Origin of the sequence: Exiguobacterium sp. SH3S1, assembly GCF_004337105.1 — a bacterium.
GTDB lineage: Bacteria > Bacillota > Bacilli > Exiguobacteriales > Exiguobacteriaceae > Exiguobacterium > Exiguobacterium aurantiacum_A.
In genome coordinates this window covers 14,158-40,401 of sequence record NZ_SJUW01000011.1, presented here as the reverse complement: position 1 = coordinate 40,401, position 26,244 = coordinate 14,158, and the positions used below count along the sequence as shown (strand labels likewise).

At 51.4% G+C, this 26,244-nt stretch carries 33 protein-coding genes and 1 tRNA gene; 21 read left to right on the top strand and 13 right to left on the bottom strand.

Annotated elements, in window-relative coordinates; all coding sequences use genetic code 11:
* Window positions 1–43: 43 nt before the first annotated feature.
* From EVJ26_RS11810 to EVJ26_RS11790, 5 genes are all read right to left on the bottom strand, one after another.
* On the bottom strand, window positions 44–604 hold the full coding sequence (locus EVJ26_RS11810; protein WP_131457651.1) for a hypothetical protein: 561 nt from the start codon (window positions 602–604) through the stop codon (window positions 44–46).
* 136 nt (window positions 605–740) lie between these two features.
* Window positions 741–811: transfer RNA gene (locus EVJ26_RS11805), tRNA-Thr, on the bottom strand.
* Window positions 812–920: 109 nt separating this feature from the next.
* Window positions 921–3,302: an immune inhibitor A domain-containing protein gene (locus EVJ26_RS11800; protein ID WP_131470563.1), complete on the bottom strand. Its 2,382-nt coding sequence runs from the start codon at window positions 3,300–3,302 to the stop codon at window positions 921–923.
* Window positions 3,303–3,449: 147 nt separating this feature from the next.
* The gene (locus EVJ26_RS11795) at window positions 3,450–4,241 is read right to left on the bottom strand and encodes a class I SAM-dependent methyltransferase (RefSeq protein WP_236635568.1); all 792 of its coding nucleotides are present in this window, start codon (window positions 4,239–4,241) and stop codon (window positions 3,450–3,452) included.
* A 41-nt stretch (window positions 4,242–4,282) separates the two neighbouring features.
* A complete protein-coding gene (locus EVJ26_RS11790) occupies window positions 4,283–4,594 on the bottom strand; it encodes a hypothetical protein (RefSeq protein WP_070327307.1) in 312 nt (103 codons plus the stop codon).
* 181 nt (window positions 4,595–4,775) lie between these two features.
* Between EVJ26_RS11790 and EVJ26_RS11785 the strand changes: the two genes are divergently transcribed.
* The 9 genes from EVJ26_RS11785 (at window position 4,776) to EVJ26_RS11745 (ending at window position 12,582) form a co-directional block, all read left to right on the top strand.
* A complete protein-coding gene (locus EVJ26_RS11785; RefSeq protein WP_131470559.1) occupies window positions 4,776–5,639 on the top strand; it encodes a cation diffusion facilitator family transporter in 864 nt (287 codons plus the stop codon).
* A gap of 86 nt (window positions 5,640–5,725) precedes the next feature.
* A complete protein-coding gene (locus tag EVJ26_RS11780; RefSeq protein WP_070327305.1) occupies window positions 5,726–6,202 on the top strand; it encodes a GNAT family N-acetyltransferase in 477 nt (158 codons plus the stop codon).
* A 46-nt stretch (window positions 6,203–6,248) separates the two neighbouring features.
* Window positions 6,249–7,238: a LacI family DNA-binding transcriptional regulator gene (locus EVJ26_RS11775; RefSeq protein WP_131470557.1), complete on the top strand. Its 990-nt coding sequence runs from the start codon at window positions 6,249–6,251 to the stop codon at window positions 7,236–7,238.
* A gap of 109 nt (window positions 7,239–7,347) precedes the next feature.
* Entirely contained in the window at window positions 7,348–8,292 is a 945-nt protein-coding gene (locus EVJ26_RS11770; protein ID WP_131470555.1) for a carbohydrate kinase family protein, read from the top strand.
* A complete protein-coding gene (locus EVJ26_RS11765) occupies window positions 8,289–9,719 on the top strand; it encodes a sucrose-specific PTS transporter subunit IIBC (protein ID WP_070327302.1) in 1,431 nt (476 codons plus the stop codon). The genes EVJ26_RS11770 and EVJ26_RS11765 overlap by 4 nt, the downstream gene beginning before the upstream one ends.
* 18 nt (window positions 9,720–9,737) lie before the next feature.
* Window positions 9,738–11,156 (top strand): glycoside hydrolase family 32 protein, encoded by a 1,419-nt coding sequence (locus EVJ26_RS11760; RefSeq protein WP_131470553.1) that lies wholly within the window; start codon window positions 9,738–9,740, stop codon window positions 11,154–11,156.
* A 124-nt stretch (window positions 11,157–11,280) separates the two neighbouring features.
* Complete coding sequence (locus EVJ26_RS11755) at window positions 11,281–11,574, top strand: hypothetical protein (protein ID WP_131457657.1); 294 nt, start codon at window positions 11,281–11,283, stop codon at window positions 11,572–11,574.
* Window positions 11,575–11,651: 77 nt separating this feature from the next.
* Window positions 11,652–12,074, top strand: a complete 423-nt coding sequence (locus EVJ26_RS11750) for a YhfM domain-containing protein (protein WP_131457658.1) — start codon at window positions 11,652–11,654, stop codon at window positions 12,072–12,074.
* A gap of 91 nt (window positions 12,075–12,165) precedes the next feature.
* On the top strand, window positions 12,166–12,582 hold the full coding sequence (locus EVJ26_RS11745) for a YhfM domain-containing protein (protein ID WP_236635567.1): 417 nt from the start codon (window positions 12,166–12,168) through the stop codon (window positions 12,580–12,582).
* 25 nt (window positions 12,583–12,607) lie between these two features.
* Here the strand turns inward: EVJ26_RS11745 and EVJ26_RS11740 are convergent, their stop codons facing one another.
* Window positions 12,608–13,453, bottom strand: coding sequence for an alpha/beta fold hydrolase (locus EVJ26_RS11740; protein ID WP_131457659.1), 846 nt, complete (start codon window positions 13,451–13,453; stop codon window positions 12,608–12,610).
* 116 nt (window positions 13,454–13,569) lie between these two features.
* On the opposite strand from EVJ26_RS11740, the gene EVJ26_RS11735 reads away from it, so the two are divergent.
* The 3 genes from EVJ26_RS11735 to EVJ26_RS11725 all read left to right on the top strand — a co-directional run bounded on the left by EVJ26_RS11735 (window position 13,570) and on the right by EVJ26_RS11725 (window position 16,414).
* Complete coding sequence (locus EVJ26_RS11735; protein WP_131457660.1) at window positions 13,570–14,565, top strand: helix-turn-helix transcriptional regulator; 996 nt, start codon at window positions 13,570–13,572, stop codon at window positions 14,563–14,565.
* A gap of 221 nt (window positions 14,566–14,786) precedes the next feature.
* A complete protein-coding gene (locus tag EVJ26_RS11730) occupies window positions 14,787–15,647 on the top strand; it encodes a metal-dependent hydrolase (protein ID WP_131470551.1) in 861 nt (286 codons plus the stop codon).
* An 8-nt stretch (window positions 15,648–15,655) separates the two neighbouring features.
* Complete coding sequence (locus EVJ26_RS11725) at window positions 15,656–16,414, top strand: DUF817 domain-containing protein (RefSeq protein ID WP_131470548.1); 759 nt, start codon at window positions 15,656–15,658, stop codon at window positions 16,412–16,414.
* 36 nt (window positions 16,415–16,450) lie between these two features.
* Here EVJ26_RS11725 and EVJ26_RS11720 read toward each other — a convergent pair whose 3' ends face one another.
* Window positions 16,451–16,858, bottom strand: coding sequence for a hypothetical protein (locus tag EVJ26_RS11720; protein WP_131470546.1), 408 nt, complete (start codon window positions 16,856–16,858; stop codon window positions 16,451–16,453).
* A gap of 75 nt (window positions 16,859–16,933) precedes the next feature.
* Here EVJ26_RS11720 and EVJ26_RS11715 point away from each other — a divergent pair, with 75 nt between their 5' ends.
* The gene (locus EVJ26_RS11715) at window positions 16,934–17,350 is read left to right on the top strand and encodes a hypothetical protein (RefSeq protein WP_131470544.1); all 417 of its coding nucleotides are present in this window, start codon (window positions 16,934–16,936) and stop codon (window positions 17,348–17,350) included.
* Here EVJ26_RS11715 and EVJ26_RS11710 read toward each other — a convergent pair.
* The 5 genes from EVJ26_RS11710 to EVJ26_RS11690 form a co-directional block, all read right to left on the bottom strand.
* Window positions 17,335–17,610, bottom strand: coding sequence for a GNAT family N-acetyltransferase (locus EVJ26_RS11710; RefSeq protein WP_236635566.1), 276 nt, complete (start codon window positions 17,608–17,610; stop codon window positions 17,335–17,337). The genes EVJ26_RS11715 and EVJ26_RS11710 overlap by 16 nt on opposite strands.
* A gap of 148 nt (window positions 17,611–17,758) precedes the next feature.
* Entirely contained in the window at window positions 17,759–18,595 is an 837-nt protein-coding gene (locus EVJ26_RS11705; RefSeq protein ID WP_161566965.1) for a GGDEF domain-containing protein, read from the bottom strand.
* Between the two features lie 285 nt (window positions 18,596–18,880).
* Entirely contained in the window at window positions 18,881–19,174 is a 294-nt protein-coding gene (locus EVJ26_RS11700) for a hypothetical protein (RefSeq protein ID WP_131470541.1), read from the bottom strand.
* A complete protein-coding gene (locus EVJ26_RS11695; RefSeq protein WP_131457669.1) occupies window positions 19,171–19,617 on the bottom strand; it encodes a hypothetical protein in 447 nt (148 codons plus the stop codon). Before EVJ26_RS11695 ends, EVJ26_RS11700 begins: the two co-directional genes overlap by 4 nt.
* 13 nt (window positions 19,618–19,630) lie before the next feature.
* On the bottom strand, window positions 19,631–20,086 hold the full coding sequence (locus EVJ26_RS11690; RefSeq protein WP_131457670.1) for a helix-turn-helix transcriptional regulator: 456 nt from the start codon (window positions 20,084–20,086) through the stop codon (window positions 19,631–19,633).
* Window positions 20,087–20,357: 271 nt separating this feature from the next.
* On the opposite strand from EVJ26_RS11690, the gene EVJ26_RS11685 reads away from it, so the two are divergent.
* The 4 genes from EVJ26_RS11685 to EVJ26_RS11670 all read left to right on the top strand — a co-directional run bounded on the left by EVJ26_RS11685 (window position 20,358) and on the right by EVJ26_RS11670 (window position 22,767).
* Complete coding sequence (locus EVJ26_RS11685) at window positions 20,358–20,645, top strand: hypothetical protein (RefSeq protein ID WP_131470539.1); 288 nt, start codon at window positions 20,358–20,360, stop codon at window positions 20,643–20,645.
* Window positions 20,623–21,363: a hypothetical protein gene (locus EVJ26_RS11680; RefSeq protein ID WP_131468102.1), complete on the top strand. Its 741-nt coding sequence runs from the start codon at window positions 20,623–20,625 to the stop codon at window positions 21,361–21,363. The genes EVJ26_RS11685 and EVJ26_RS11680 overlap by 23 nt, the downstream gene beginning before the upstream one ends.
* A gap of 97 nt (window positions 21,364–21,460) precedes the next feature.
* Window positions 21,461–22,177, top strand: a complete 717-nt coding sequence (locus EVJ26_RS11675; protein ID WP_131470537.1) for a DUF2750 domain-containing protein — start codon at window positions 21,461–21,463, stop codon at window positions 22,175–22,177.
* A gap of 53 nt (window positions 22,178–22,230) precedes the next feature.
* Window positions 22,231–22,767, top strand: a complete 537-nt coding sequence (locus EVJ26_RS11670) for a DUF2199 domain-containing protein (protein ID WP_131470535.1) — start codon at window positions 22,231–22,233, stop codon at window positions 22,765–22,767.
* A 5-nt stretch (window positions 22,768–22,772) separates the two neighbouring features.
* On the opposite strand, the gene EVJ26_RS11665 is transcribed toward EVJ26_RS11670, so the two are convergent.
* A complete protein-coding gene (locus EVJ26_RS11665; RefSeq protein ID WP_131457675.1) occupies window positions 22,773–23,489 on the bottom strand; it encodes a DUF5694 domain-containing protein in 717 nt (238 codons plus the stop codon).
* 334 nt (window positions 23,490–23,823) lie between these two features.
* Between EVJ26_RS11665 and EVJ26_RS11660 the strand changes: the two genes are divergently transcribed.
* Genes EVJ26_RS11660 through EVJ26_RS11645 form a run of 4 tightly spaced genes read left to right on the top strand, consistent with a single transcriptional unit; the run spans window position 23,824 to window position 26,178 of the window.
* The gene (locus EVJ26_RS11660) at window positions 23,824–24,192 is read left to right on the top strand and encodes a hypothetical protein (RefSeq protein WP_131457676.1); all 369 of its coding nucleotides are present in this window, start codon (window positions 23,824–23,826) and stop codon (window positions 24,190–24,192) included.
* A gap of 21 nt (window positions 24,193–24,213) precedes the next feature.
* Entirely contained in the window at window positions 24,214–24,699 is a 486-nt protein-coding gene (locus tag EVJ26_RS11655) for an SRPBCC family protein (protein ID WP_131470533.1), read from the top strand.
* 2 nt (window positions 24,700–24,701) lie between these two features.
* Window positions 24,702–25,178, top strand: coding sequence for a GNAT family N-acetyltransferase (locus EVJ26_RS11650; RefSeq protein ID WP_131470531.1), 477 nt, complete (start codon window positions 24,702–24,704; stop codon window positions 25,176–25,178).
* Between the two features lie 19 nt (window positions 25,179–25,197).
* A complete protein-coding gene (locus tag EVJ26_RS11645; protein ID WP_131470529.1) occupies window positions 25,198–26,178 on the top strand; it encodes a Gfo/Idh/MocA family protein in 981 nt (326 codons plus the stop codon).
* Window positions 26,179–26,244 lie beyond the last annotated feature (66 nt).

The following is a 26,244-nucleotide window of genomic DNA, read 5'->3' as shown; positions in this document are numbered from 1 at the left end:
CACCCGAGTTTGGATGAGAGCAGCCTATGTAGTTGATATAATGTCACACACCACTTAGATAAATAGCGATGCCTTTTATGGTCGATGACATGCTATTCAATTGGGTCCGGGCTTCTTCCCAAAATGACCAATCGTCAGCTTCTAAAAAATGCGTCAACGCCTCACTCACGGATGTGAATTCGTTCAATACGTTGGTCAGTCCTTCACGGTCGATTCCTGATACGTCAGATGACACAAGGTGGTCAAGCGCCGGAAGAATTTCATCAATATCGGCACGGATTGATTCAAGCTCTTCACGGTTACTGTCGATTTGAGTAGAGATTTCTTCGAGCGGACGGTCTTCACAAGACGTCCCACAGGCGAAGATGGATTGCTCGGATTGACGCAGCGCACCGAGCGTATCACTGCTCAATGACTGGAGATAGCCTAAAAATATCGAGACTTCTTTTTCGGTCGGGACAGGTTCGGAGAAGGGTTGCGTCTCAGATACATCGATCACGACATTTTCATTCCTTTGGGCTGAGTCAGACGCACGATCTGTCGTCTGTTCAGAACAGGCGGCCAATAAGGTGACGGCAGCAAGTAAGATGGGGATATGTTTCATATCTAGTCTCCTTTATATATGTATTTACCCATTATACCATTTATTGGAATATCAAATCGGATTAGATACAATAAAAAGCACTTTCTCTATTTTTCGAGAAAGTGCTTTTATCGCTCCGTAAAACGGATTCAGTTGATGCCTCCGACGAGAATCGAACTCGTGCTGCAGCATTACCATTGCTGAGGTCTGCCACTAACCTACAGAGGCGTTACAACTAGTATGTTACACAGTCTCGATTGAAAATTCAAGCTTTTTTAGAATAATAAGACCCCCGTTCTTCTCTTGATGAGAAGAGCGAGGGTCAAACAAATCATGCTTACTTCGTCCGGACCCAAACAGCTCCAGCCGAATTGTCTTTCGCTTCGCCGACGACGTCGACGACGAGTCCGTATTGTGGAAGCTTACGGCCCGCATCCGGGATGAGCGAGTTGATGTACGTATTGGCGTCATTGAACTGTTTCACGCCAGATTGCGCCTTGTAGTCGTAAATTCCGCGGCTCGGAGAATCGAGGTACCAAGCGAGCGTTTTGTCTAAACTGAACGCGGCGTCCGCGATTTGGTAGCGCGTGCTGCCTGAAACCGTTTCTTTGCCGTTCAAGTTACCGACAATCGCCTCTGGATGTGAGTCGACGACTCCGAGGAAACCTTCACCCGGGTGGATACCGACCCAGTTGTCCGAGAACGAGTCGTCGGCATACCAGACGACGAGACCGGTGTTGTACTTGACGCCACGGCCGTTCAAGAGACCCGTGTCAGCGCCTGCGTGGTTACGCCATTCGAGGTAGTAGTAGTGCGGTTTCGTGTCATAACCGTCCGACTTGACGAAGCCGTCGAGCGTGACCGCCTCAGCACCTTCCGCGTCATCTGCGAGAAGCGTCTGTCCGTCTGACGTGATCGCCAAGTTGTCGAGGGCGAATCCTTCAAGGGCGAGACCGCCGTCTGTCACGTATTCGAACACGATCTGGACGTCTTGACCGGCGAACTGTGACAAGTCGTACGATTTGTTCACCCATGCGCCGTTCGTCGACTCGGCGTCATTTCCGGTGTTGTCGTCACCATAGACGTCAAGGACGACTTCTTTGCCGCCGCTCAGTGCTTTGACGTACAAGTAATCGTAATCATATTCGATATCGAACCGTGTATCGAAGGCGAGTGTGCCGTCAGCACCGAGCTTGACGCTTGGTGTCACGAGTTCAGTGTGCAAGTTATCACCTTTTGTCGAGTAGTAGTAGTACTGTCCGAACTCAGGTTCAATACCTTTCACTTTCTTGTCCGGAAGGTTGACTTTCAACAACCCTGGGTTGTTCGATTTCGTCACCGATTGATCGAGCTTCGAGACGAAACCTTGCTCAGTGATGTCTTCAAGATCGACTTCCGTGATGTTGGCCCAGTTGCCGCCCATCAATTTTTGGAAGTATTCCTTGTTTTGTGGCGAGAAGCTCGTCGGCTCCGTTCCTGCCACTTTACCAGCCCAGCTGCCGCCGCTCATGATCGACCATGATTGGACCGGCTCGCCTTGGCCTGTGTACTGCGTGTCATATTCGTCAGGAAGACCGAGGTCATGACCGAATTCGTGGGCGAATACGCCGACCGCTCCGTCTTCAGGTTGGATCGTGTAATCGTATGCGGCCATTTTACCGCCCCAATATGGGACGTCAGCCGTCGTGTTCTCAACACCATATACGCCATCCAGTACCCAACGGTGTGACCAGACCGCGTCGTCACCGAGGACTCCGCCGCCTGCTTCTTGGCCGGTACCAGCATGAATGATCATCAAGTGGTCGACCAAGCCGTCCGGTTCGTTGAAGTCGCCGTCGCCGTCGAGGTCATACAAGTCATACTCATCGTATTCGGCGAGGTCCATTCCTGAAGCGACCGCCGCGTTCAATGTGTCTTTGACGAGTTGACGGGGACCTGGACCAATGTTGTCATTCCCGCCGGCCGGATTGTCACCGCCGTAGTCTTTCGCCGTACCTGGTACGGTCAACCATTCAGAGACAGTACCGTCGACTGTGTAGCTGCCGCCAGACTGTTCTTCATAATACTGTTTGAACGTCTGAACTTTCTCACCGTTGAACAGTTCGAACGACTTATCACCGAACATATACTGCTCGTAGTGTTCTTTGCTGAAATTGTCGCTATACATATAACCGGGATCTTGGACAATGTTGTTATGTTTGAAGTCGCTGTACTCGACGAGGAGGACGAGCACTTTGTCTTCACGAACCGCACCGTTATAGCCCGTTGCTTTGGCCGGATCGACTTTGATTTGGCCATTCGGTTTGCCTTTTCGATAATTGCCTTGACCTTTTTTCGCTTTGTCGAGGAGACGTTTCGATTCTTTTTCGAATTGGTTATGTATCTTCTCTTTCGCTTTCGCCGCTTTGTCATTCAATTTGTCATCATGTTTGTGATCGTGGGCATCTTGCGCTGTACCTTGCTTCTTTTTAATATACGCGTCGACGGCTTTCTGTCGCTCTTTCGTTGAAAGCCCTTTTTTGATGACGCCACGCTTTTCGAGCGCTTTGGCGAGACGATCCTCATCGATGATATTGTGATCGAATGGGGCAGTATTTGTTGCGGTTGGTAGCGGTGAAGCGGCAAGTGGAGCGGCACCGACGGCCGGGATCGCACTGACGCTCATGACCGATGTCAGCGCGACGGCGAGCGTCGTACGACGGATGGAACGTTTTTTCATTTGGACTAACCTCCTGTAAAAATAATGGGAAATTGTGTGAGCTTGATGTAAACGTTAAACTTGTGTCTGATTAATGTCAATATTCAGAAAATAATAATTATGAAAAATAAGAAAAAAGAGACTTTCGTCCCGATTAAGTCAAATTACCTAATCCGAACGAGTCTCTTTTTCGATATATCCATAATGGAACTTCGAAGTTTTGCGTGAAAGTCGCTTAAATCCATACTTTTCGAAAGCCGGGCTCTCATAATGTGCTTTTAGGACAATTCTGTTTTTCGCAACGCGTTTGGCTTCTGAAATCAGTTCATCTGACAACTGCGCTTCGTTTGCCAACGCTCGTAACGGGTTCAGATGAACTGATTCTGAGATCGTTTTTTCGAACATCGGGTCGAAATAGACGACTTCAAATTCGTCATCCACACAATTTTTCAAATAAGTGAGGGCGTCGGTCCAGACGACCTCGATGCGTCGCATCGCTTCATTCAAAGCGTTCTCTTTCTCTTCCCAGACCGACATGCCTTCTTTGACGAGTGTCGCTGTGATGAATTCGCTCTCGAGGCCGACGGCGCGACCGCTCGGGCCGACGGCGTGGCTCATGACGATACTGTCGGAACCGAGTCCGAGTGTACAATCGAGCACGCGGTCTCCGAGTTGAAGGTCGGCCGCATCGATCAGTGGGTCGTTGCCGTCACGAAGCAGTTGCTTGACACGGAAGACCGAGCTTGATGGATGGAAGAAGAACGGCTCTTTGGCGCCGAGCGGCGTATACTCAACGCGGCGCTTATCGAAAACGAGGACGGCGGCACCGTGCCGGCTCATCAACGTCTCGATTGAATGCTTTCGCCGCGAGACGAACGGCACATCGTGTAGCAATGAGTGCTCGTTTGCTTTGTGAATGATTGTTTCAGTCGGTCGTAGACAAGTTGTGACGATATACATCATTTAATCTCCTTACTTAAAAAATGAGACGCGGTGGCGTCTCATTTTTTCTTACTGAGTAGATCTGACAACTCATCGATGAGCGCCTTGTTCGAGGCGAGTTCTTTCTTTTTCTCATCGTTCGGGTTGATCGGGCGTTTCGAGCGGGTTTGGAGCGCTTCGAGCGTCTCATCGATCGACGTTTTGAGCGTATCACGATCTTCCGGCTTAAGTGACGCTTCTTGTGGGCTCTCGCCACTCGCATCAAGTTCGCGTAAGCGTACCATCAATTGTTTCGCTTCACGATTCAAATCGGATAACAATCTGTCAATTTGTTCCAAACGAAGTTTGATACCATCACGTTCTGTGAACATATGTTTCACCTCTTTTACGGTTTAACCACAAGGGTCTCTTCTTGTTTACTTTACCATAATTTTCGGAAGACGAAACTACCGGGAATATATTCCATTTATTTTGACTTCGGGAAACACTGTTTCTCTATGCCCACACGAAGAACAACTGGTATACTAACTTAGCTAAAAAGGAGGTGGGCGGATGCATTCGACAAATCATCCACCAAAAGCGCTCAAAGGAGCCATTTTATCAATCACGACTTATTTGATTTTATCTGTCCTCAAAGTCGTCTTCGGCTATATTTACAATTCGGAAGCCGTGCTCGCCGACGGTTTCAACAATACGACCGACGTCATCGCATCAATTGCCGTCTATATCGGGATTCGTGTGGCGGCAACGCCGCGGGATGCTGAACATAAGTATGGGCATGCGAAGATGGAGACGATTGCCGCGCTCGTCGCTTCGCTCATCATGGTCGCGGTCGGGGTGTTCGTGTTATTGAACAGCATCGCCAATCTGCTCGCCGGTGTCTACGTCGAGCCGAACCCGCTCGCCGCCGTCGTCGCGTTCTTTAGTGCGATCGTCATGTACGGTGTCCATCGCTACAATTTGAACTTGGCGAAACAGACCAAATCACTCGCGCTGAAAGCGGCCGCGAAAGACAATTTGGCCGACGCCTTGATCTCGATCGGTGCGACGCTCGGCGTCTTGTTCGCTTACTTTAAGCTGCCGTGGATGGATACAATGCTCGCGGTCGTCATCGCCGGACTCATCATCCGCACCGCCATCCAAATCTTTCTCGATGCGACGCATCAACTGTCTGACGGGTTCCCGCCCGATCTCGTCGAGTCTTATGAAGAGACGATTCAACATTTCGATACGGTCAAAGAGGTACGGGAGATCAAAGGCCGGCATCTCGGTAACCACGTCATGCTCGACGTGACGATCGCCGTTGACGGTGCCTTGACCGTCGACGAGGCCCACACGCTTTGTGACGATATCGAACGGGAACTCGATAAACACCACGCCGTCGATTCGGTCCACATTCATATCGAACCGGTCTGATTTAGGTTATCTTTTGCGCTTCGTGACGCGCTTCGTATATAATGAGTTTGGAAAGACGTTGGAATAACTGTTAAGGAGGGCACGGGATGAAAATCGTGCGTCAACCTATTCGCCAGATCGATGAGATCGAATATGAACATTTTCAGAAATATGGTCAAAGCTCTTACGGCATCTCAGCCGAAGAATTAAAAGGTATTTTCGTCGAGATGGGGGCCGAGCATGTATACACGGCCGATGAGCATAGTTATGGGGAGGACTTTTACTTCGACCTTGTTCAAGACGGACAAATCGTCGGTAAAGTACTGCTTCTCAAGCTTGCTCGCGTCTATCAACTCGATTTGATGGTGTTTGACCCGTATAAAGATAAAGGCTATGCAACAGAAGGATTGCGCCTCGCGCTTGAGCAATCCGATTTAAAAGACGGGCATACCGTCCGCGCCGGCATTCCGCCGACGAGTCCACATAAAGATGCGATGCGTCGCGTCCTTGAAAAGAACGGCTTCGAGAAACGCAACGGACTTTATTATTTAAACTTTAAAAAACGATACGTGATGAACCACTGAACTGACGGCGTCTAGCGCGTCAGTTTTTTCGTATGGAGGTTTTGAGATGAAACAAGTGACGATCAACGATATTGCCAAACTCGCCGGGGTCGCCAAAAGTACCGTTTCCCGCTATTTGAACGGTGGATCGGTCGGGAAGGCTACCCGCGAAAAAATCGAGCGGGTCATCCGTGAGACGAAATATGAACCGAACCAGTTCGCCCAAAGTTTGAAGTCGAAGCAGACGAAAATGATCGGCGTCATCGTCCCACGGCTCGATTCGTACGCGGCTTCAAGGACGATGATGGGGATTGACGAACGCTTGACCGAGTACGGCTATCAGATGCTCGTCGTCAACACTGCCCAACAGACCGAGCGTGAGATCGAGCAACTGTATAACTTGGCCAAACAAAAAGTGGCCGGCATCATTTGGCTCGGGACGACGGTGACACCAGCGCATCTACAGGCGATCGCAGCGATTCAAATCCCGGTCCTGTTGATCGGTCAACAGCACGATGACGTGCACAGCCTCGTCTATCCGGACTATGAGGCGGCGTATGCGCTCGGACGACAGTTCATGGAGTGGGGGCACCGGGACATCATCTATGTCGGGGTAGCAGAGGACGACATCGCCGTCGGACAAGCCCGTCGTGACGGATTTTTGAGAGCGTTCAATGAAGCTGGCGCCATCGTCCGTTCGATGACGACGACGTTCAGAATCGACGACGCCATCCCGATCGGTGAGCAGCTCGCGACCGACGTGACGGACGCGACGCTCGTCGTTTGTGCGACCGACAACATCGCGCTAGGTGTCTTGAAAGGGTTAGCGAACGGCGGCAAACGAGTGCCGGACGACATCTCGGTCAGCGGTTTCGGTGGGTACGATTTCACAGAAGTATTGCATCCATCGCTGACGACGGTCCACCTTCCATATCGGCGGACCGGGTCTCGTGCGGCTGACATGATCATCCAATTGCTGACAGGTGAAGCCACCCCGATGAAAACGTTCACAACTTTTGAATTAAAATTGCGAGAAAGCGTTGACATGTTGAATTAAATCGTTTACATTTGTGTTGCGGAACCGGTTCCGTAACATTTTTTATTTGTTTATGGAACCGGTTCGATAAACGATACGAAGCAATACATTCAAACATGGAGGTGGACGAATGAACACCGTACATTGCATTGGTGAACTATTGATTGATTGGGTTTGTGAAGACGCGTCGAGCGATCTCGTCAACGGGACGACGTTTGTGAAGAAAGCAGGCGGCGCACCGGCGAACGTGGCCGCCGTCGTCAGTAAACATGGGGGACGCTCAAGTTTTCTCGGGCAGGTCGGAGCCGACCCGTTCGGACAATTTTTAAAACAGACGCTCGTCGACAACGGCGTCGGCGTCGAGAATCTAGTCGAACAGGGTGACACGACGTTCGCTTTCGTCTCGATCCAAGCGGACGGGGAGCGCGACTTCACGTTCCGTCGTGGGAGTGACGGCGACTATGCGTTCGAAGCGATCGACTTGACCGCTTTCAAGCCAGGCGACATCGTCCATTTCGGTTCAGCGACGGCACTGCTAGACGGTGAGTTGAAGAATGCTTACTTCAAACTGTTACAGTTCGCCAAGCGTGACGGCTTGTTCGTCTCGTTCGACCCGAACTACCGGGACGCGCTCGTCACAGATATCGACGCGTTTAAACAAGACTCGCTCCACTTTATCGCAGAAGCCGATTTTGTGAAGTTGAGCGAAGAGGAAGCGCAACTTTTGACCGGGCATGACGATTTAAATCAAGCGGTCGCGTCACTTCTCGAAACAGGTGCGACACGGATCGCCATCACGCTCGGCTCGCGCGGGACATTGATCGCCACGAAAGACGGCAACAACGTGATTTCGTCGGTGAAGATTGACAGCGTCGATTCGACGGGAGCGGGTGACGCCTTCGTCGGTGCCTACTTGTATCGCTTAGCGACACTCGGGGTCGATGACGCTCGTTTACTAAAGGATATCGAATATGCGAACGTGACCGGCGCGCTTACATGCACCGCTTACGGCGCGATTCCGGCCATACCATCACAACAACGTGTGCTTGAAGCGCTAGGAGGGAAATCAGAATGAACTACAGACAAGAAGCAGAAGCGATTTTAGAGGCGGTCGGCGGAAAAGATAACGTCGCCGCCGCGGCCCACTGTGCGACCCGGCTCCGCCTCGTCCTAAACGACGAGTCGAAAGTCGATGAGAAAAAACTCGACGCACTTGACGTCGTCAAAGGAACGTTCTCGACAGGCGGCCAGTATCAGGTCATCATCGGCCAAGGTACGGTCAACAAAGTGTACGCCGAATTCGCCGAATTGACAGGTCTCGGGGACATGTCGACGACCGACGTCAAGTCGGCCGGGGCGAAGAAGATGAACCCGCTCCAACAGTTCGTCAAGATGCTATCTGATATTTTCGTACCGATCATCCCGGCCATCGTCGCCGGCGGTCTCTTGATGGGGATCAACAACTTGCTCACGGCACCTGATTTGTTCTTCGACGGCAGCTCGCTGATCGACCAGTACCCTGGTATCGCCGATCTCGCCGCGATGATCAACACGTTCGCCAACGCCGCCTTCGTCTTCTTACCCGTCCTGATCGGGTTCTCCGCCGCCAAGCGGTTCGGGGGCAACCCATATCTCGGCGCCGCGCTCGGGATGATCATGGTCCACCCGGATCTCGTCAACGCCTACGCACAAGCGACGGTCGGTGACATCCCGGTTTGGAACATTCTCGGCTTTGAGATCGAGAAGCTCGGTTACCAAGGACAAGTGTTACCAGTCCTCGTCTCGGCTTATATCTTATCGAAACTTGAGATCAACATCCGCAAATTTATGCCGGTATCACTCGACATCTTGCTCACACCGCTGCTTACACTCCTCATCACAGCGTTCGTCACGTTCGCATTCGTCGGACCGATCACGCGTGAAGCAGGTAACTTGATCATCGATTCGCTCGTTTGGACGTATGACTCGCTGGGCTTCTTCGGTGGTCTCGTCATGGGTCTCTTGTACGCCCCGATCGTCATCACAGGGATGCACCACAGTTTCATCGCCATCGAGACGCAACTTCTCGCCGATATCGCGCGCACAGGTGGTTCGTTCATCTTCCCGATCGCGGCCATGTCAAACGTCGCTCAAGGCGCGGCTACGCTTGCCGTCTTCTTCTTGACACGCGATAAGAAGATGAAAGGTGTCGCTTCGGCATCAGGTATCTCGGCACTACTCGGTATCACCGAGCCGGCCATGTTCGGGGTCAACTTGAAACTGCGCTATCCGTTCATCGCCGCCATCATCGGTTCTGGGATCGCCTCGGCGTTCATCGTCGGTCGTGAAGTCCTCGCCGTCGCCCTCGGCGCGGCAGGTCTTCCAGGGATCATCTCGATCGCACCGGCATCGATCGTGTCGTATATTATCGGCATGGCAATTTCGTTCGCGGTCGCATTCGGATTGACGTTCGTCCTTGCGAAACGCCAAGCGAAAAAAGAAGCAGTCAAACAAGCAGCTTAAGAAAAAGGAAGTGATTGTATGAGTTGGACGAAGGCAGAGCGTTACCGCTCGTTACGTGACGTGAGTGCCCTCGAGATGGAGACGCTCCGCACGAAGACGGCCGCTTCCCCGTGGCGGTTCGGATACCATATCCAACCGCCGACAGGACTCCTGAACGATCCGAACGGATTCACGTATTACAACGGGGAGTATCACATGTTTTATCAGTGGTTCCCGCTCGGACCGGTACACGGTCTGAAGCATTGGTATCATGTCACATCACCCGATCTCGTCACGTGGACGGACCGCGGGGTGGCGTTAGTCCCGGAGACGACCGAAGACTCACACGGTGCCTATTCGGGCAGCGGCTTCGTGAAGGACGGTGAACTCCACGTCATGTACACCGGCAACCACCGGACGGACGACTGGACGCGTCACGCCTCGCAAATCATCGGCGTGCTACGAGACGGCAAGATCGAACGCCGGAACGTCGCCATCCCGGACGTACCGGCCGGGTACACGGAACATTTCCGTGACCCGAAAGTGTGGCTCGAGAACGATGTCTATTACGCCATCGTCGGAGCGCAGCGTGATAACGAGACGGGATGTGTCGTCTTGTATCGTTCAGCTGATTTGAACGACTGGACGTTCCTCGGCGAAGTCAAAACGGGTCTCGACCCGTTCGGCTACATGTGGGAATGCCCCGACGTGTTCGAACTGAACGGTCAACACGTCCTCGTCTTCTCGCCACAAGGCATCGAGCCGGAAGGCCACCGTTATCACAACATCTATCAGTCTGGATTCTTGATCGGCAAACTCGACGTCGAGACGTTGACGTTCACACACGGCGCGTTCGAAGAGCTCGATTTCGGGTTCGACTTCTACGCACCACAGACGACCGAACATGAAGGCCGCCGTGTACTTGTCGGTTGGATGGGTTTGCCGGAGATTGACTACCCGACGGACCGCTACGGCTGGGCCCACGCCTTGACGTTACCGCGTGAACTCTCGCTCGAGGACGGGGCGCTCAAACAGCGTCCGGTGCAAGCGATGACGAAGCTGCGCCAAGACGAATTCGTCAACGCATCCGGTACGGTGATTGAAACTTCGACACCGGACCGTTACGAGCTCGAGCTGAAAACGGACGGATCTGACTTCACGCTCGACCTGCTTCAAGTCGGGAATGAGTCACTCGTCATCCGTTATGATGCAGCGACGCATGAATTGACGATCGACCGGACGAACGCCGGTGAGCCGTTCGCGACCGAGTTCGGAACGACACGGACGAAAACGATCGCCGTCGAATCACTTCATGTGTTCGTCGACTCGTCGAGTGTCGAATGCTTCCTCAATGACGGCGAGGCCGTCGCCACGCTCCGCGTGTTCCCGAGCGAGCTCGAGAAGCAGTTGCGCTACGTGGGTGCGGTCGCAAGTCTGACAGGTTGGACGTATCAATAAGGAAGAGCTGGGCTTCGGCCCGGCTTTTTTGTTGTCCTATAAATCCGACTGTTTCATTCCTTGCGTGTGTTATTCTGGGAATAGGTAATAACTTACATATCAAACAATAGGAGACGATAGGACAATGTGGATCATATTTGGATTACTTGCGATTGCGGCGACGCTGTTCAACTTGTATACGTTCAGTGTCGGGAGAGACTACAAGCTGCCGATGGCGATTGCCTTGTCGCTGACCGCGTTGACGGTGTGCGCGGATTATAGCTATTTATCTGTCTGGGTCGAAGCGGAGGATTGGAGTGCGTTGGCGGATGTCGTACCTGGCATGGGGCGAGCTTGGTGGGTACTGACGAGCATCTCGATTGGATTGAACATGTTGCCAATCTTTTTAGAACGAAGCATGAAGAAACGAAGATTATAATTCCGAAATGCAAGTGAAACCAAGCGCTCACTTTTTGCGTATGAAAGGATAATCATAAACTTGGGAGTGATGTAATTGTGGACCGACTGTTTGATTTTATGAAAGAAGTAAGGCGGATCACGTTGCCATATGGATATGGCAGAGAACGACTCAAGGCGATTGACGCTGAAGAGATGGATCAGGTGAAAATCGCTGAGTCCTCAGGGAGGACGCGATTCAGTGAACAATTTTTAATCGAGTTGAATCGATTAAGTGACATTAAAGTGTTCGCGGACATGCTTCGAAATGCTGATGAGTTTACGGGCGAAACGATTCACAATGAACCGGATTTTGATCTCGAAATCCGTTACAAGGGCGATGACGTGGAACGCTATTATCTTTGGCTCGGTCGAGTCGGGTCACCGAGTGTACTGATGAACGTCTCGCAAACGCATCTCGTATACAAAGTGCCGGCGGACGTCACGGACCGGCTGATTCGTACGCTCGGGATTGACGACTGAAGCGGTATATAAGAAGGTTTTTTTTGCCCCATGAAACCAATCACACGCGTCTCTCGTATAGATACAAGACAACATGCGGAGGTGAGACTAGATGAAACGTCGGGATAAATGGATGACAGGTTTGGCGGCCTTGACCGTCGGCTTGATGGGAGGGTGCGAAACGAGCGAACTGGTTGCGGAAGACATCGCGCAAGTCCGTATCGCTGAATCGGTCGACTTTGGTCGGTTCCAGGAGCGGGCCGTCGTCACGTACGACAGACTCGAAGACGTCAAAGTGTTTGCGGACATGATTCGAAACGCTGACGAACAACCAGGAATCGTGAATATGGCGACACCCGAATATGATGTGGAAGTTCGATATACGAGTGATAAGACAGACCGCTATTACGTCTGGATTGGGGAATCTGGTAAACCGACTAGCCTGATGAACGTAAACGATACGAACACGGTTTACCTCGTCCCGGCTGACGTGACGGACGAGTTGATTGAACTGCTTGAGACGGATTGAAAAAAGACACCTGACCTCAGGTGTCTCACGAGTTGAAGCGGATAAAGCGCTCGATCTGCTGTTCGCTCTTCCGGGCGTGGCGGCCGATCCAAATCAAGTGGCCGGGGCTGTTCAAAATGATAATTTGGGCGTGCGGGATAAGCCGCTTCGCGTAGAACGCATGCCGGACCGGGACGGCCTTGTCGTTCTTCGAATGGACGATGTACGTCGGACACGTCACCCCGCGTAACGCCTCGGCGGGGACACGTTGCCTAAGATCGAACTGGGCACCGAGCCCGAACGCCATCTGGCTCGCGACCCGCTTCAATAAGAAGATATCGTACGGCGTCACTTCGTCCCGGATGACGTCAAGCGCGAGCAGACTCGTCGATTCGATCATCCGCGCCGTCGCCTCGAACGGTTGCTTTTGAAGCGCTTTAAAGACGAAGTACTTCATCGCATATTGCGCCATGATGAACGCGGGCTGGGCGACGTTTCGGCTGACGTAATCACGGTACGGGAAGTCGACTACGCTCGTCACGGCGGCAGCGAGCGTCAAACTCGCCGTCCGCTCATTGTTAGAAGCGAGCTCAATCGCCGTTGGCCCACCTGCCGAGATGCCGTAGATGTGATAGCGGTCGATGGCCATGACTTCCATCAAGCGCCGTAAGTGTCCTGCGAACTGTTGCGGCGTGGCCGAAAATGAGTACGGAGTCTCACCGTATCCAGGCCGTGATGGGACAATGACCCGGAAGCCGGACAAGACGAGACGGTCCACATGGTACGGTTCTAGACTCGACGATTGGGTCCCATGAATCAAGATGACGACCGGACCATGACCGCGGTCCATATATTCGATTTTCGTGCCGTTGACATGGGCATAGTGTTTCACAGCGGCGTGCGCCTCCTTAAATGAATTGTAATGGAAAATAACTTTATTTCATGGAAATTACATGATAATGTCTGTTTATACATCATACATATAGAGAACTGAAAGGGGATTAAACCGTGAACAACCGAGAACGGTTACTCGAGGTGAGACGGTTTTTCGAACGCCACACAGATGACAATCATCCAAAGACGTTAGAAGACTTGCTCGAATATTTATCGACAATTGGAGATACTTCTAAGTTAGCAAAAAAATCGGTGAAAGACGACATTCAAGCATTGACCGATTCGGGGTTCGAGGTGCAGGATGAGCTTGAAAAGAACGGTCTCGCCAAAAAATACTGGCATTCGGCCCGTCTGTTTGAAATTCACGAGCTTCGCATGATGGTCGATGCGATCGTCGCGGCCAAGTTCATCTCGGAAGATGTGACGGAAAGTATCGTCGAGAAGCTCCAGAAGCTGACGAGCATCCCGGAAGCGGAGACGCTCCAGTCGATCATCAAGACACCGAAGAAAAAGCATGGACAGATTCCGTACCATATCGACCGCATCCAACGGGCGATCCAAGAACAGAAGGCGATCTCGTTCCAATACACGGACGTCGTCGGCTTTGACGTCACGAAACGCACGTTCCCGCTCCGCCGTGACGGCGAGCGCTACGTCGTCAATCCGATCGACCTACACTGGAACCATGAGCAGTACTATTTGATCGGCATCGACGAATCGATCGGGGAGATTCGCAACTATCGTGTCGATCGCATCGTCAATTCGGAAATCGTCGAGGACGACACGCCGCGCCTGAAGCATCATCTGGCGGACGATTACTTCCAAAAATCGTTTAACATGTATAACGGGCTCGATGAGGAGATCATTCTTGCCGTCGATGAGCGGGTGCTCCCGGTCATCTTCGACAAGCTCGGGGAAGACGTATCGATCACACGTGAAGAGGAACGCTTCCTCATCCGCTTCGACGCGGCCGTATCAGACGGTTTCGTCTTCTGGCTCCTGTCGCTCGGCACGCAAGTCGAGGTGCTCGAACCGATCACGCTGCGCGACCATATGCGTGAAACGATTGAGTCGATGGCAGGCCGTTACGCCAAGGCGAGCATCCACTAAAACGATTGATTTGAAACTGTGATATACTGCTTGCGACACTTGTAGAAGGGGGACAGGCGGATGTTGAATTGGATGCCTTTGATCATTCCGATTGTCGCTGTCATTTTTGTCGCCGTCGTCGCAAGACGCGCCATGAAAATGGACCAAGAGAAATAAAGTATGGACAGACATCCGCCTCGCGATGAGGGGGATGTCTTTTCAAAACAGAAAGAAGGTGTTGCATGGATACGATCACACATACGTTGTTCGGTTTGACGCTCTACGGGGCGGCCGACAAGCGTGAACTACAAAAAAATGAAAAGCGGGCGCTGTTCGTGACAACACTCGTCGGGAGTCAGATTCCGGACAGTGACGTCATATCGCGGCTGTGGGATACGGAAGGGATGTATCAGATGTGGCATCGCGGCATCACCCACTCGATTTTCCTCGTGCCGCTGTTCGCGTTACTGATTTACATACTCGTCCGCGTGCTGTTCAACGTGACTGATATCCGCTATTTCTGGTGGGCACTCTTATCTGTGTTCATCCACAATACGGCCGATTTGTTCAACGCCTGGGGGACCGGTTATTTCGAACCGTTGTCCGACGTCCGGGTCACGTTCGGCGTCATCCCGATTGTCGACTTCGTCTATTGGGGGATTTTCCTCGTCGCTTGGCTCGTCGCGCGTCGGGCGGACGTCCGGCATACGGTGTACCGCTACGCTTGGGCAGCCATCCTTGTCCACGTCTTGATTCAAAGTGCGCAGGGTGCGTACTTGTATCAGACGTACGCCGCCGAGCATGAAGAAGTGGCACTATCGGCCTCGTTCATCCCGACCCAGTTCACAGTCGTCACGAAAACGGACGAGACCGTCTCGATCTTCAGTGACTCGATCTACCAGACACCTGAGCTCGAATACGAGCTGACGAGCGCGGACGATGCCGACTTGACGCCGCTGTTTGATGAGAATAAAGAAGCGATCACGCTCAAACAGTGGTCCCCGTTCGTTGTCGTCGTCGAAGAGGATGAACGTCTCGGTCTATACGATCCGCGTTTCTTTGACGGCGAGTCGTCATTCCTCTATGAATACATCGAATTGTAGGTGACATCATGCGACGGCTACGTTATTTGTTCATCTTCGGTTACGAACAGGCGCTCAGTTGCATCTTCCCGGTTGCGATCTTCGGCGCGCTCGCGCTGACGAAATGGCTCGACTTTCCGCTGCCACGTTATGACGTGCTGCTCATTTGGTGCCTGCTCGTCCAAGTCGTGCTCGTCAAGACAGGGCTCGAGACGATGGAAGAACTGAAAGTCATCAGTTGGTTCCACGTCATCGGTCTCGGCCTCGAACTGTTCAAAGTACAGATGGGGTCGTGGAGCTATCCCGACGAGGCGCTGACGAAACTTTTTGGCGTCCCACTTTACGCCGGCTTCATGTATGCGAGCGTCGGCAGTTACGTCGTCCAGTCGTGGCGCCGGCTCGACCTCGAGTTTTTGAAGATGCCCCCACCGCTGATCGCTTTCGGGCTCGGCATTGCCATCTACTTCAACTTCTTTTGGCACCACATCTGGCTCGATCTACGTTGGGTGTTGATCGGACTCGTCTTTCTCACGTTCGGTCGGGCCATCGTCACGTATCGGCTTGACGACCGCCGTTTCACGATGCCGGTCGTCGTCGCTTTCTTTTTGATCGCCTGCTTCGTCTGGTTCGCCGAGAATATCGTCACGTTCTATAACGGTTGGGCGTATCCGAATCAGTTGAGCGGCTGGGCACTCGTCGACCTCGGCAAGTTGTCGTCGTGGTTCTTGCTCGTCATCATCAGTATCTTGCTCGTGGCGTGGCAGAAGCGACGCCAGGAACTCTCGTAAAAAACGTGTGCAACCGGAATCGGTCGCACACGTTTTTTAGGTCGTTGGTTGTTTGGAGCGGGCCCACATATGGACGATGAATATATAGAGTGGGAACGTGAGCGTGAGGGCGATTATCAATAGACCGACGACCGGTGTCGGCCAGGCTGCTTCGCTAGGCGGAGGGATGATACGCGTCCAGCCGTATGTGAACAGCGCCAAATAAGGGAGCCATAGGACGTAGAAGAAGAGGTTCCAACGTGAAATGGGAAGCAACAGGAGGCGCCTGATAAGGACGCGCGCGAACGAGACGAGTAAGGCGAGTCCGATCACGGCGACGACGGGTACATAAGCGTCACCGATCAACAAATAGAGCCGTCCGCTGTTGGCGAGGAGTTGGATGTTCAACAGCAGGGTGAGTGCCGATAGCGTCGAGATAACTTGTAACTTGAGAAAGTGGGTCATCGAAGTCTCCTTGGAAATGAAATGAATTCATGAAACGTTTGTCTGTTCTGACACGTACAAAAAGAAGAGGTGATCATGTTGTTAGAGTTGATTGTTTTTTGGTGTTTGGCGCTATTACTCGCTTTATCGGCGAGTGCGTATTTCGTTCAATGGCGCAACGGGCGACGGTTCGTAAAGTTACTGGCGACTGTCGGGTCGCTCCTATTGATGGGGTTGATCTTGCTGTTGGTAGTCCCAGATACATACGATCGCGCCCTCGGCCGCTATGAGACGGAGAGCGGAAGTTGCTACGTCGTCGACAATCAATCGAAACAGGGCGGGGTGACGCTCTGGTTTGAAGAAGCATCGTACGATTTTCGAGCAACGCCGGACGTCGCGTACGGGCCGGGCACGCTGTTTGATTGTACGGTCACGTTGACGAAAGTACAGTCGACTGGAGTTGACTATGAGTTGCGTTCGGCAGAAGGAGACGTCCTTTACTCGAGCGATTGATTCAAAATATCCCTTTTACAGATGTCGAGTCCTGATTCGGTTGTTTCGACATGCAGCCATCCACGCGCCAAGTAATAGTCGGTCGCATTGTCTGTACGTAAATAGACGGTTGAATGACCGAACTCGATTGCAAGGGCAAGTAATGACTCAATCAACTTTTCAGCAATGCCTTGTCCTCGGTATGTCGGATCAGTGTATAACGAAGCGAGCCAAGGAGTGTAGGCGGGCCGAGTCGCGCAATCTTGCTCAAACAACGACACGGTCCCGACGCACCTCCCTTCTTTGAGCGCAATCAACGTTTGCGGATAAGTCGTGGACGACGTCTTCGTATGTTTTTTTGCTCGATGTACCCATGACGAACGCTTGATACACTATATGGGCGACGTCCGTCAATCACGTCTTCTCCATCTAGCTAGTTGCTGATGCTTTAGAGAGGATTTGCTCGACGACCGCATTGCAATTTTCTCGACTCACTTCATAAAACGTGTCCTCATACGTCAATCCAACGTGTTCGCCGCTCTGCAGTTCATATTGTTCGAGCAGCGGACGGATGCGATCATGGACGACTTGTGCCGATTCAGGTGATGTATACGGGAAAATGATAGCGAACGTATCGTGTGCGATCCGATATTTTTGATCGGTACGTCTTGTCGCCATGTGGAGTTCGTCACTGAAGTAATTCAAAAACCATTCATATTCGGTCCGTCCATAACGTTCCTCGAAATGCGTGAACTCGTGCAGCTGGATAAACGAGACCGCGAAGGAACCACCATGGCGGATAAGACGGTCTCGTTCTGAGTTGACGTCCATCTGAAACCGTTCTGAGTTGTCGAGCCACGTCTCGGGATCGACGGCGATCAGTTGCCGGGCCCGTTCTTCTAGCTCATGTCGTGACAACTGGACCTTCTTCACGAGTTGATGAATGAGGCCGGACAAGATAGACATGGTGAGGAGGAGAGCTGTATAGCTAAGCCCTTTCCAGTTGAAAAACTGAACTTCTCCTTCTTGATAGATAGGAGCGAACCACAAGAAGTAGACAAACAAGAATGCCAGCAAGGCGACAGAAAACGTCAATCCTGCCCGCATCCCAAAGGCGAGAGAGGCAATGACGATGATTGGTAAGATGACTAATCCGATGACTCCGACGTCACTCATCAAGAGTAGAGACACGTATAGAATGGTGCCGATGATGAGGCAAGAGATGAGCCCGAATAGTTTAATTGATTCTTGAGTCCATTGATTCATGATCATTCCTCTTTCTGAGTTCGTGTTGTCCCCAATTCTACATGAAGTATTAAGTATAGACTATACAGTTCGTTTTAGAGTGAACAACAGAAGTGGACAGACGATTTTTCGGAATGAAGCGAGTGTGTTCTCCGACAGTTTTTATACATAATTTTTTCTAGGAGACGGTGAGTCCGTCGTGGATTAGCGTACCAATCTTCTCACCCAAGTGGATTCGCCTCGCTCGTTTGACTCGGGTCTTGATTGTAGACTCTGGAGATGCCGTTTTGGACGACGAAGAGCGCATCACAATGCATCTGCAAGTTGCACGACCGGATAGTCGCTCGACACGAGCGGTTGACCGTTTCCCCTTGCAAAAATGAGGATATACCCTTTCTGTAGATGGTTGAGTGCCTTCAGTCGAATGTATGGTTCAGCCATACTTAGAATATGAAAACTGAAGCCGATGGTCGAAATGACGAGCAAGATGACTGTACCGTCTATCCAGACGAATCCAGCATGCGTCCAGTTCGGAGCGAGTAGAAAGTAGGGAATGGCAATCAGCAGGCTTGAAGATCCGATGAGTTGCGCTCTTGTCATAGCCGTTCACGTGAAGCCGTCATTGAGACCTCGTGGATGATGAGTAAGAGAATCGCGATGAAGAAAGTGATCAATGAGACGTATTCCGCTCCGACGTTCAAAAAGAAGTTGAGGCCGAACAACGGGGACACGAATAGAATGTAGAGCGGGTATTGGATTGAAAATAAAGCGTCCAAAAGAAGGATGTCACGCATATACGTCTCGAAGCTGTTCAATGTGAAAACGGTGACACTCGCGAACAGGAGTGCCGTGATATACAGCTTGGCAACCTGATTTCGCAATAAACAAGTTCCTAGTAGACAGAACAGGAGCGCGACCGAGGCTGCGGCATGCAGGGGACGAATTGTTGCGTCGGGGAAGGTGGCCGACGGGATAATATTCACGATCAACGCGATGACATAAACGACTGACAACGTCACGATGCATCTTTTATTAGTTTTCACGATCTGACTCCTTTCATACGTCTTGCGCTAGTTTGGCCAACACGAGTGTGGCTTCTTCTACGTCGAACGAGCTGTGCCAGCGGACGTTTTGACGATCTAAAATCCGGTAATGGCCGCTGATCAGGTTTTGTTGCAACACATAATCTCCTTCTGTTGCGGTTTGCTTCCACCAGACACGACCACCGAGTGTCTTTGACTTCGGTTCGTACGAGACGTCTTTGGCGATCAGTCTGACGAACTCGACTGGGTCGTCCCCGATTTCGCTCAAAAGAATCTCGCTATCATTAAACAGGGAGCACAATGTGACGATCGTGCTCCAGTTGGCGATGGTCCGCTCTTTTTCAATTTGAATGAGCGTCTTTTTGGATAACCCTAAGATGTCAGCCATCTCTTCTTGAGAATATTGTCGTTCCAGACGAACCGTTTTTACTTGTTTTGATACGAGTTGGATGAAATCCGATTTGTTCATCGAGCACCTCTTTGCTTGAAAGCATTAACCCTTTTCTAGGTGTTTTATTTACAATTAGTTACAAGTGTAATTTTACACTAAGCATGAACAGTGTCAATGTGATCTCTCATTTTATGTATATAATTCGGAATCATCCTTGCGATAAAATAGATGAAGTTGGAAAGGGGAATAAAAATGACGAAAGAACAGTTGATTACGTTGTTACCCGTTTCAGAGACGGAAGTTCAGCTCGAGGATGTAGTGGGAATCACTTTAATTTGGAGGGGATTACGTGGAGCTGCATTTGCCTAAGCGAATAAATCCGTTTTTCTGGTCGATGTTTCCGTTTGTTTTTGGGTTGGTCGGTTATTATCAAGTTTTTATCAGTTGGGAGATTCCACAGTTTGGTTTTCGTGAGCTTGAAGACGTCGGGCGACTGGTTTTCATCCTATTCACGAGTGCCTGTGAGGCTGCCTGGATCATTGTCATTTTATGGATTGGGATTCAGTTGCTGAAAAAATGGTTTAAGTCAGCCAAACAAAAAGGAGTGAAACGCGATGACGATGAGCGGATCACATAACCGGTTACTTGATGCCGACTTGTGGGGCGGGACAATCATCACGCTGCATCAAGCAGACGACGCTGCCATCGTGACGTGGCGAGGCGAAGAAATAAAACTCGCACTCGCATTGACAGATCCGTTCATTCGCGTGATGGATGAAACCACATTTGTGCTTGTCGACTTCACACGCGATAACTTGCGACCAAACGCCTGGGTCGTTCGAGCGGACGGTTCCATCGAGACAAGTTTTCACGCCGGTACGTTTATCGCGTCCATCGTCGTCGATGAGTCGGGTATTTGGGTCGGCTATGGAGATGAGGGAATCTTTGGCGAGGGGATATCGACCGAGGCGCTCGTCTGTTTCTCAAGAAGCGGGTACGTCTTGTTTCGCTATAACCACGACACGCGTAAAGCCCCGATTATCGTCGACTGTGAGCACCTCGTCACGACCGAATCAGGTGTCTGGTTCTTCCCGTCGCTCGAACGCGAATTGACACAGATTGACCGTAACGGACGCATCGTCGCCTATCGGACACCAAAGATAATCTGTGATAGCGAGGCGATGACGATTGTCGACGAGATAGCTTATTTCGTGACGGGCGGCGAACTGTACCGTTGGACGTTCGGTCGTCGGGAGAAGCCGATTCGATGCGGACGGGTGACAGGTGACCTGCGCGGATGTACTGGCGGATTTCTTCAAATCAACGGAACGGATGTAACGTTTCTTCGTGTTTGAAGCGTTAAAACACCAAAGCAAACCACGAAAAACGCATTCCCTCTTTTCGCCAAAAAAAGTATACTCATGTTATTGAATGACGAAATGAGGGATTGCAATGCGAATCGAAACAAATCTTCCAGGATTTACGTTAGAGACAATCGAAGCGGTCGAAAAAGAGCTCGGGAGTCGTTTGCCGAACGAACTTCGGGAGGCGTGGCGACATGATAATAAATTCGAGGTCGGGGAACGGTTCTTCTATCCGATTAAAGACGAACGCTTCTTCAACAAAACGTGGGACGATATCATCCGTGCGAACAGGGACGAGCGCGGGTTGCCTGAACACTTTATAACGGTCGCTGCGAACGGGAGCGGGGACGAACTTGGTTTTTTGACTTCAGACGTCGAGACGATTTATGTCTGGTGGCACGAGACGGATGAACTCGAACGAGTGGCTGATTCAATCGAGGCGTTCGTCGAGGTGACGCGATTGGAGTTGGACGTGATTGAGACGTTCTGTGAACGTGTCAATGAAAGCGAGACGGTGTTCGGGTTGTCGGCAGAAGCGAATGACGGTTGGGCATATGCGCCCTCGGTCATTGAGGAGACAGACGTGTTACTTTTCTTTTCGACTCGTGAACGTGCACTTTCTTGCAGAGTAGAGGAATGGGACAACTATCATGTGATTGAGTTACCGCTCGATTTATTTATTGCGGCCTGGTTGCCGAATATGTCAGAGGACGGGTTGTTACGCGGGTTGGACTGGCCTAGTGACTTGAAAGGGATGGAATATGATCCCGAGACCGTCCTAGAAGCCATCGAAGAAGTAGAATGATTTTATTTCACATACCGCAATTGTATTTGTTTTTTTAAAGGAGAACGCATAAAATGATGAACCGTTTCAAACAGAAGCGCAAGCATAGCGCGCAGTGTGCCTGCTCGGTCTGCCAGACGCAGATTGACACACCGCTCGGATATGGCTCACTCATGCCGACCTATATCGAGGATTTCTCAAAGAAAGACATGAAGCGGCGTGTCTTTTTGACCGACGACATCTGCGTCCTAGACGAGGAACATTTCTTTGTGAATGGTTGCCTCGAACTCCCGATTATCGGAGAGGACGACGTCTTCACTTGGAACGTCTGGGTATCGCTCAGCGCTGATAACTTCTTTCGGATGCTTGATGCGTGGGAAGACCCGGCTCGTGTCGGACTTGAACCGATGTTCGGCTGGTTCTCGACAGACTTGCCCGATTATCCGGATACAATCAATTTGAAGACGAATGTCCATATCCGAGAGGTCGGGATGCGGCCGTTCATCGAATTAGAGCCGACCGACCACCCACTCGCCGTAGAGCAGCGAGAAGGCATCTCACGGGAACGAATTGAGGCGTTGGCCCGTAGTATCGAACGAAGGGAACAGTAAAAGTATTAAGTAAGGATGGCATTGAGTGTACGGACGAGAAAGTCGTCGTCCGTCTCAAAAAACTTTCTCAACAAATGGACGTGTGCTAGGCCATACAATAGCACGATGCGGTCACCCGTCTTCGCGGCACGCCTCACGTTTTCATAGATGCGCTGGTTGCGTTCGTTCCAATACGATTCGACCCAACGCGAGCCAGTCGGTCCGATAGCAGCAATGTCTGTATAGGCTTGATGCATGACATCCGTGACTTCTCTCTGGTTTATATACGCATAAAAATCAGTAATCGAGCGAAGACGGAAAGCAGTCTCCACGCTATGCATGAGTACGCGTTGTGTCGCGATGATTGCCTCCATCTCGACCGGATGAGTGTCCATCACGTCGCCGAGGCTGTCACCGTCAATCGTCTCGTTCCAATCAACGGCTTGAACGAATGACAAGTCGCACAGTTTGGCTAGCCGGAACCCGATTTGCTCGCGCTCATCTTCGGTCGCTGTGCGAGGGTCTGCCACATACGATTGATAGCGTTGACTCAACGAGTGTTGATCAGTGGTTGCGACTTCGAGACAAACGGTAGTCGGTTTGAAGCAAGAACATTGGGCTACGAAATCGTCTAGCTCCTGTTGGCGGGTCGGACTGAGGATATCGGACGCTTCCGGCATCAATACATCCCCGTTGTCCGGCATATTCAAATGTGTCGTTCCGATAAGTAACAACTGAATCATGTTTTGCTCACGCTCCTAAGGTAAGATATCTATAAGTTTTGTATACGAACTCCTACAAAATAGGTTTCAGAGCAGACAATCGAGGGTGAAGCAGTGTGACACGAGACGATTTCTTTTCAATGTACAGGCGCGACCCTGTACGAGGAAAGTCAATCGTTCGTCAAGGTTTGGATCAGGTTCAACATCATGGTCTCCAGGGAATTCTGATGCCGGAAGGGTTCAATCCGGCAACATGGAAGCAAAAGACAACTGCCGCATTACTCGGTTTCAATCTCGGCAAAGAGACTTTAGAAACATACAAGCGAAAGTATCAGTTACGCTAGGAAGGGGTATTATGTTCGAACTTGTTCGCCATACACAATCCATCGCCTATTTATTTTTCCCTGCCTCTAAGCGGATGGACATTCATCGTCAATTGAGCCGATGTAAAGATGGTTCCATCGAAACGTTTGAGACGACCTCAATCACGTCCGGTTTTGGTTCAATCCAAAAACGGCTTGTGCTTCAGTATGGAGACGTGTCTTCGCTTCAAGTGGAGCATCATGACGTCACCATCACATTGTCTGAAGCGACGCTTCATCACTGGCTGACGGGGCTGGCTGTCGAGTCTGAACATTACGAAGACTTCGTCGTGCCGGCCACACATTTGGACGAGACGAACGCTAAAGGGATTGAGTGGTTAATCTTCTTTAGGAGAACATAGACCAGTCCACGAGGAGGAACAATGAAACAACCTACTGAAATCGCGACTTATCAGATGACCATTCAAGCCCCGATCGACCATGTCTTCGCCTGCCTCGCAGAAGATGAACATATCGTCAAATGGAACGACCATTTGATTGAAAACATTTATGAGGATGGGGACGCATCGCTCGTGACGGGGAAACTGTTCATCTCGGTCCAACAGTTCGAGAAGAAAGAGATTCGGGTCGAATCCGAATTGACGTATGTGAATCGCCCTTATGAGTGTGAAGTGCTAGCGATGACGAATCAGGGAATATCGACATCGACTTATGTGTTGACCGAGACACCGAATGGGACGGACGTGACGATTCGCCTCACGCTCATCCCATCGTCATGGCTGTACTCCTTGTACGTGAAAGGCTTTGCTTGGGCGATTCGGCTCATTTACGACGATCAGTTTAAACAGTTTCGGATCTATACGGAAGCGAGCGCACCGAAGCAGCCTTCCGTTCAGGGGGCGGAGTGACAATGATTCGACCTATTATTCCGACGCTGCGTGAGCCGGTGCGTGACGTCTTTATCGCTGAGTGGGGATCACCTCAAATGGTCATCTCGACCGGGACGTATGACTGCGCTACGCTCGACGGTTTCGTCGCGATGGAAGAAGCGACAATCATCGGGCTGATCACGTATGTCATTAGAGAAGAGGAACTTGAAATCATCTCGCTCGATAGTTTACGAGAAAACCGCGGCATCGGGTCGTCACTACTCGATGAAGTGGAGCGCTTGGCCCGGCTTCATCGACTCAAGCGTATGTCGCTCATCACGACGAACGACAACCTGAAGGCGCTTGCTTTTTATCAAAAGCGGGGTTGGCGCCTCGAACGAATCATCCCTGGTGCGGTTGATGAGGCCCGCCTACAAAAATCGTCGATTCCAATGATCGGCGAGCACGGCATCCCGCTCCATGATGAAATCATCCTACATAAAATTATCACCCACTAAAGAAACGAGGTACATCCTTATGATTCGATTCGGTATCATCGGCACGAACTTTATCACCCATTCATTTTTAGAAGCCGTCCACGAAGTCGAAGGTGCGACCGTTGCGGCCGTCTATTCACGGACAGCGGAGCGGGCGACCGAGTTCGCAAACGAGTATGGGATCGTCCATACGTTCACATCGCTTGACGATATGGCGATGAGCGACGTCATCGACGCGGTCTATATCGCAAGTCCGAACTCGCTCCATGCCGAGCAGAGTATCCTGTTCATGCGGCACGGCAAGCACGTCCTCTGTGAGAAACCGTTCGCCTCGAACGTCGACGAGGTCAAACTGATGCTCGAGACGGCGCGCGAGCACGACATCGTCCTCCTTGAGGCACTCCGCAACATGTTCATGCCGAACTTCCAAATATTGCGTCAAGCGCTGCATCGCATCGGTCCCGTCCGGCGTGTCATCTTGAACAAATCGCAATACTCGTCACGCTACGACTTGTATAAACGCGGCGATAACCCAAACACGTTCAATCCCGCTTTCTCTAATGGTTCGCTGATGGACCTCGGCGTCTATTGCCTCGGTCCCGCCTTGAAACTGTTCGGTCGACCGGACGCCGTGCAGGCGAACGCCGTCAAACTCGACTCTGGGGTCGACGGGAGTGGTTCGGCCATCTTGTCGTATGACGGCATGGACATCATCGTGCTTCATTCGAAGATTCACGGCACGGACGCACCGTCTGAGATCATCGGGGAAGCGGGCCGCATCGTCATCGACGATATCGCCTCGCTCGACCGCTTGACGTTCGAAGGCCGCGACGGGACGACCGAGGAACTCGCCACGGAACAGACGACACACATGAAGTACGAGATTGAAGCGTTCGTGCTTATGATTCTAGCAGGCGAGCGCGAGACCGAGATCCATTCATTTGACGACATGCAGTTGCTTGCTGACGTCATGACCGATATCCGGCGGCGCATCGACGTCCGTTATCCGGCAGATGTATAAAAACAAGCCTCGAGCGCGCGCTCGAGGCTTATTTTATGATTCTTTATTGAGATACAAATGGCGGAT

What these genes read in the sequence shown, in the direction of transcription:
- EVJ26_RS11770 (WP_131470555.1), top strand. Translation starts at nt 7,348, where the DNA reads ATGAACACCGTACATTGCATTGGTGAACTATTGATTGATTGGGTTTGT.
- EVJ26_RS11670 (WP_131470535.1), top strand. Translation starts at nt 22,231, where the DNA reads ATGATGAACCGTTTCAAACAGAAGCGCAAGCATAGCGCGCAGTGTGCC.
- EVJ26_RS11645 (WP_131470529.1), top strand. Translation starts at nt 25,198, where the DNA reads ATGATTCGATTCGGTATCATCGGCACGAACTTTATCACCCATTCATTT.
- EVJ26_RS11745 (WP_236635567.1), top strand. Translation starts at nt 12,166, where the DNA reads ATGAAACGTCGGGATAAATGGATGACAGGTTTGGCGGCCTTGACCGTC.
- EVJ26_RS11675 (WP_131470537.1), top strand. Translation starts at nt 21,461, where the DNA reads ATGCGAATCGAAACAAATCTTCCAGGATTTACGTTAGAGACAATCGAA.
- EVJ26_RS11765 (WP_070327302.1), top strand. Translation starts at nt 8,289, where the DNA reads ATGAACTACAGACAAGAAGCAGAAGCGATTTTAGAGGCGGTCGGCGGA.
- EVJ26_RS11810 (WP_131457651.1), bottom strand. Translation starts at nt 604, where the DNA reads ATGAAACATATCCCCATCTTACTTGCTGCCGTCACCTTATTGGCCGCC.
- EVJ26_RS11760 (WP_131470553.1), top strand. Translation starts at nt 9,738, where the DNA reads ATGAGTTGGACGAAGGCAGAGCGTTACCGCTCGTTACGTGACGTGAGT.
- EVJ26_RS11725 (WP_131470548.1), top strand. Translation starts at nt 15,656, where the DNA reads ATGCGACGGCTACGTTATTTGTTCATCTTCGGTTACGAACAGGCGCTC.
- EVJ26_RS11780 (WP_070327305.1), top strand. Translation starts at nt 5,726, where the DNA reads ATGAAAATCGTGCGTCAACCTATTCGCCAGATCGATGAGATCGAATAT.
- EVJ26_RS11705 (WP_161566965.1), bottom strand. Translation starts at nt 18,595, where the DNA reads ATGAATCAATGGACTCAAGAATCAATTAAACTATTCGGGCTCATCTCT.
- EVJ26_RS11730 (WP_131470551.1), top strand. Translation starts at nt 14,787, where the DNA reads ATGGATACGATCACACATACGTTGTTCGGTTTGACGCTCTACGGGGCG.
- EVJ26_RS11790 (WP_070327307.1), bottom strand. Translation starts at nt 4,594, where the DNA reads ATGTTCACAGAACGTGATGGTATCAAACTTCGTTTGGAACAAATTGAC.
- EVJ26_RS11800 (WP_131470563.1), bottom strand. Translation starts at nt 3,302, where the DNA reads ATGAAAAAACGTTCCATCCGTCGTACGACGCTCGCCGTCGCGCTGACA.
- EVJ26_RS11755 (WP_131457657.1), top strand. Translation starts at nt 11,281, where the DNA reads ATGTGGATCATATTTGGATTACTTGCGATTGCGGCGACGCTGTTCAAC.
- EVJ26_RS11775 (WP_131470557.1), top strand. Translation starts at nt 6,249, where the DNA reads ATGAAACAAGTGACGATCAACGATATTGCCAAACTCGCCGGGGTCGCC.
- EVJ26_RS11715 (WP_131470544.1), top strand. Translation starts at nt 16,934, where the DNA reads ATGTTGTTAGAGTTGATTGTTTTTTGGTGTTTGGCGCTATTACTCGCT.
- EVJ26_RS11650 (WP_131470531.1), top strand. Translation starts at nt 24,702, where the DNA reads ATGATTCGACCTATTATTCCGACGCTGCGTGAGCCGGTGCGTGACGTC.
- EVJ26_RS11655 (WP_131470533.1), top strand. Translation starts at nt 24,214, where the DNA reads ATGAAACAACCTACTGAAATCGCGACTTATCAGATGACCATTCAAGCC.
- EVJ26_RS11680 (WP_131468102.1), top strand. Translation starts at nt 20,623, where the DNA reads ATGACGATGAGCGGATCACATAACCGGTTACTTGATGCCGACTTGTGG.
- EVJ26_RS11795 (WP_236635568.1), bottom strand. Translation starts at nt 4,241, where the DNA reads ATGTATATCGTCACAACTTGTCTACGACCGACTGAAACAATCATTCAC.
- EVJ26_RS11720 (WP_131470546.1), bottom strand. Translation starts at nt 16,858, where the DNA reads ATGACCCACTTTCTCAAGTTACAAGTTATCTCGACGCTATCGGCACTC.
- EVJ26_RS11700 (WP_131470541.1), bottom strand. Translation starts at nt 19,174, where the DNA reads ATGACAAGAGCGCAACTCATCGGATCTTCAAGCCTGCTGATTGCCATT.
- EVJ26_RS11665 (WP_131457675.1), bottom strand. Translation starts at nt 23,489, where the DNA reads ATGATTCAGTTGTTACTTATCGGAACGACACATTTGAATATGCCGGAC.
- EVJ26_RS11660 (WP_131457676.1), top strand. Translation starts at nt 23,824, where the DNA reads ATGTTCGAACTTGTTCGCCATACACAATCCATCGCCTATTTATTTTTC.
- EVJ26_RS11690 (WP_131457670.1), bottom strand. Translation starts at nt 20,086, where the DNA reads ATGAACAAATCGGATTTCATCCAACTCGTATCAAAACAAGTAAAAACG.
- EVJ26_RS11785 (WP_131470559.1), top strand. Translation starts at nt 4,776, where the DNA reads ATGCATTCGACAAATCATCCACCAAAAGCGCTCAAAGGAGCCATTTTA.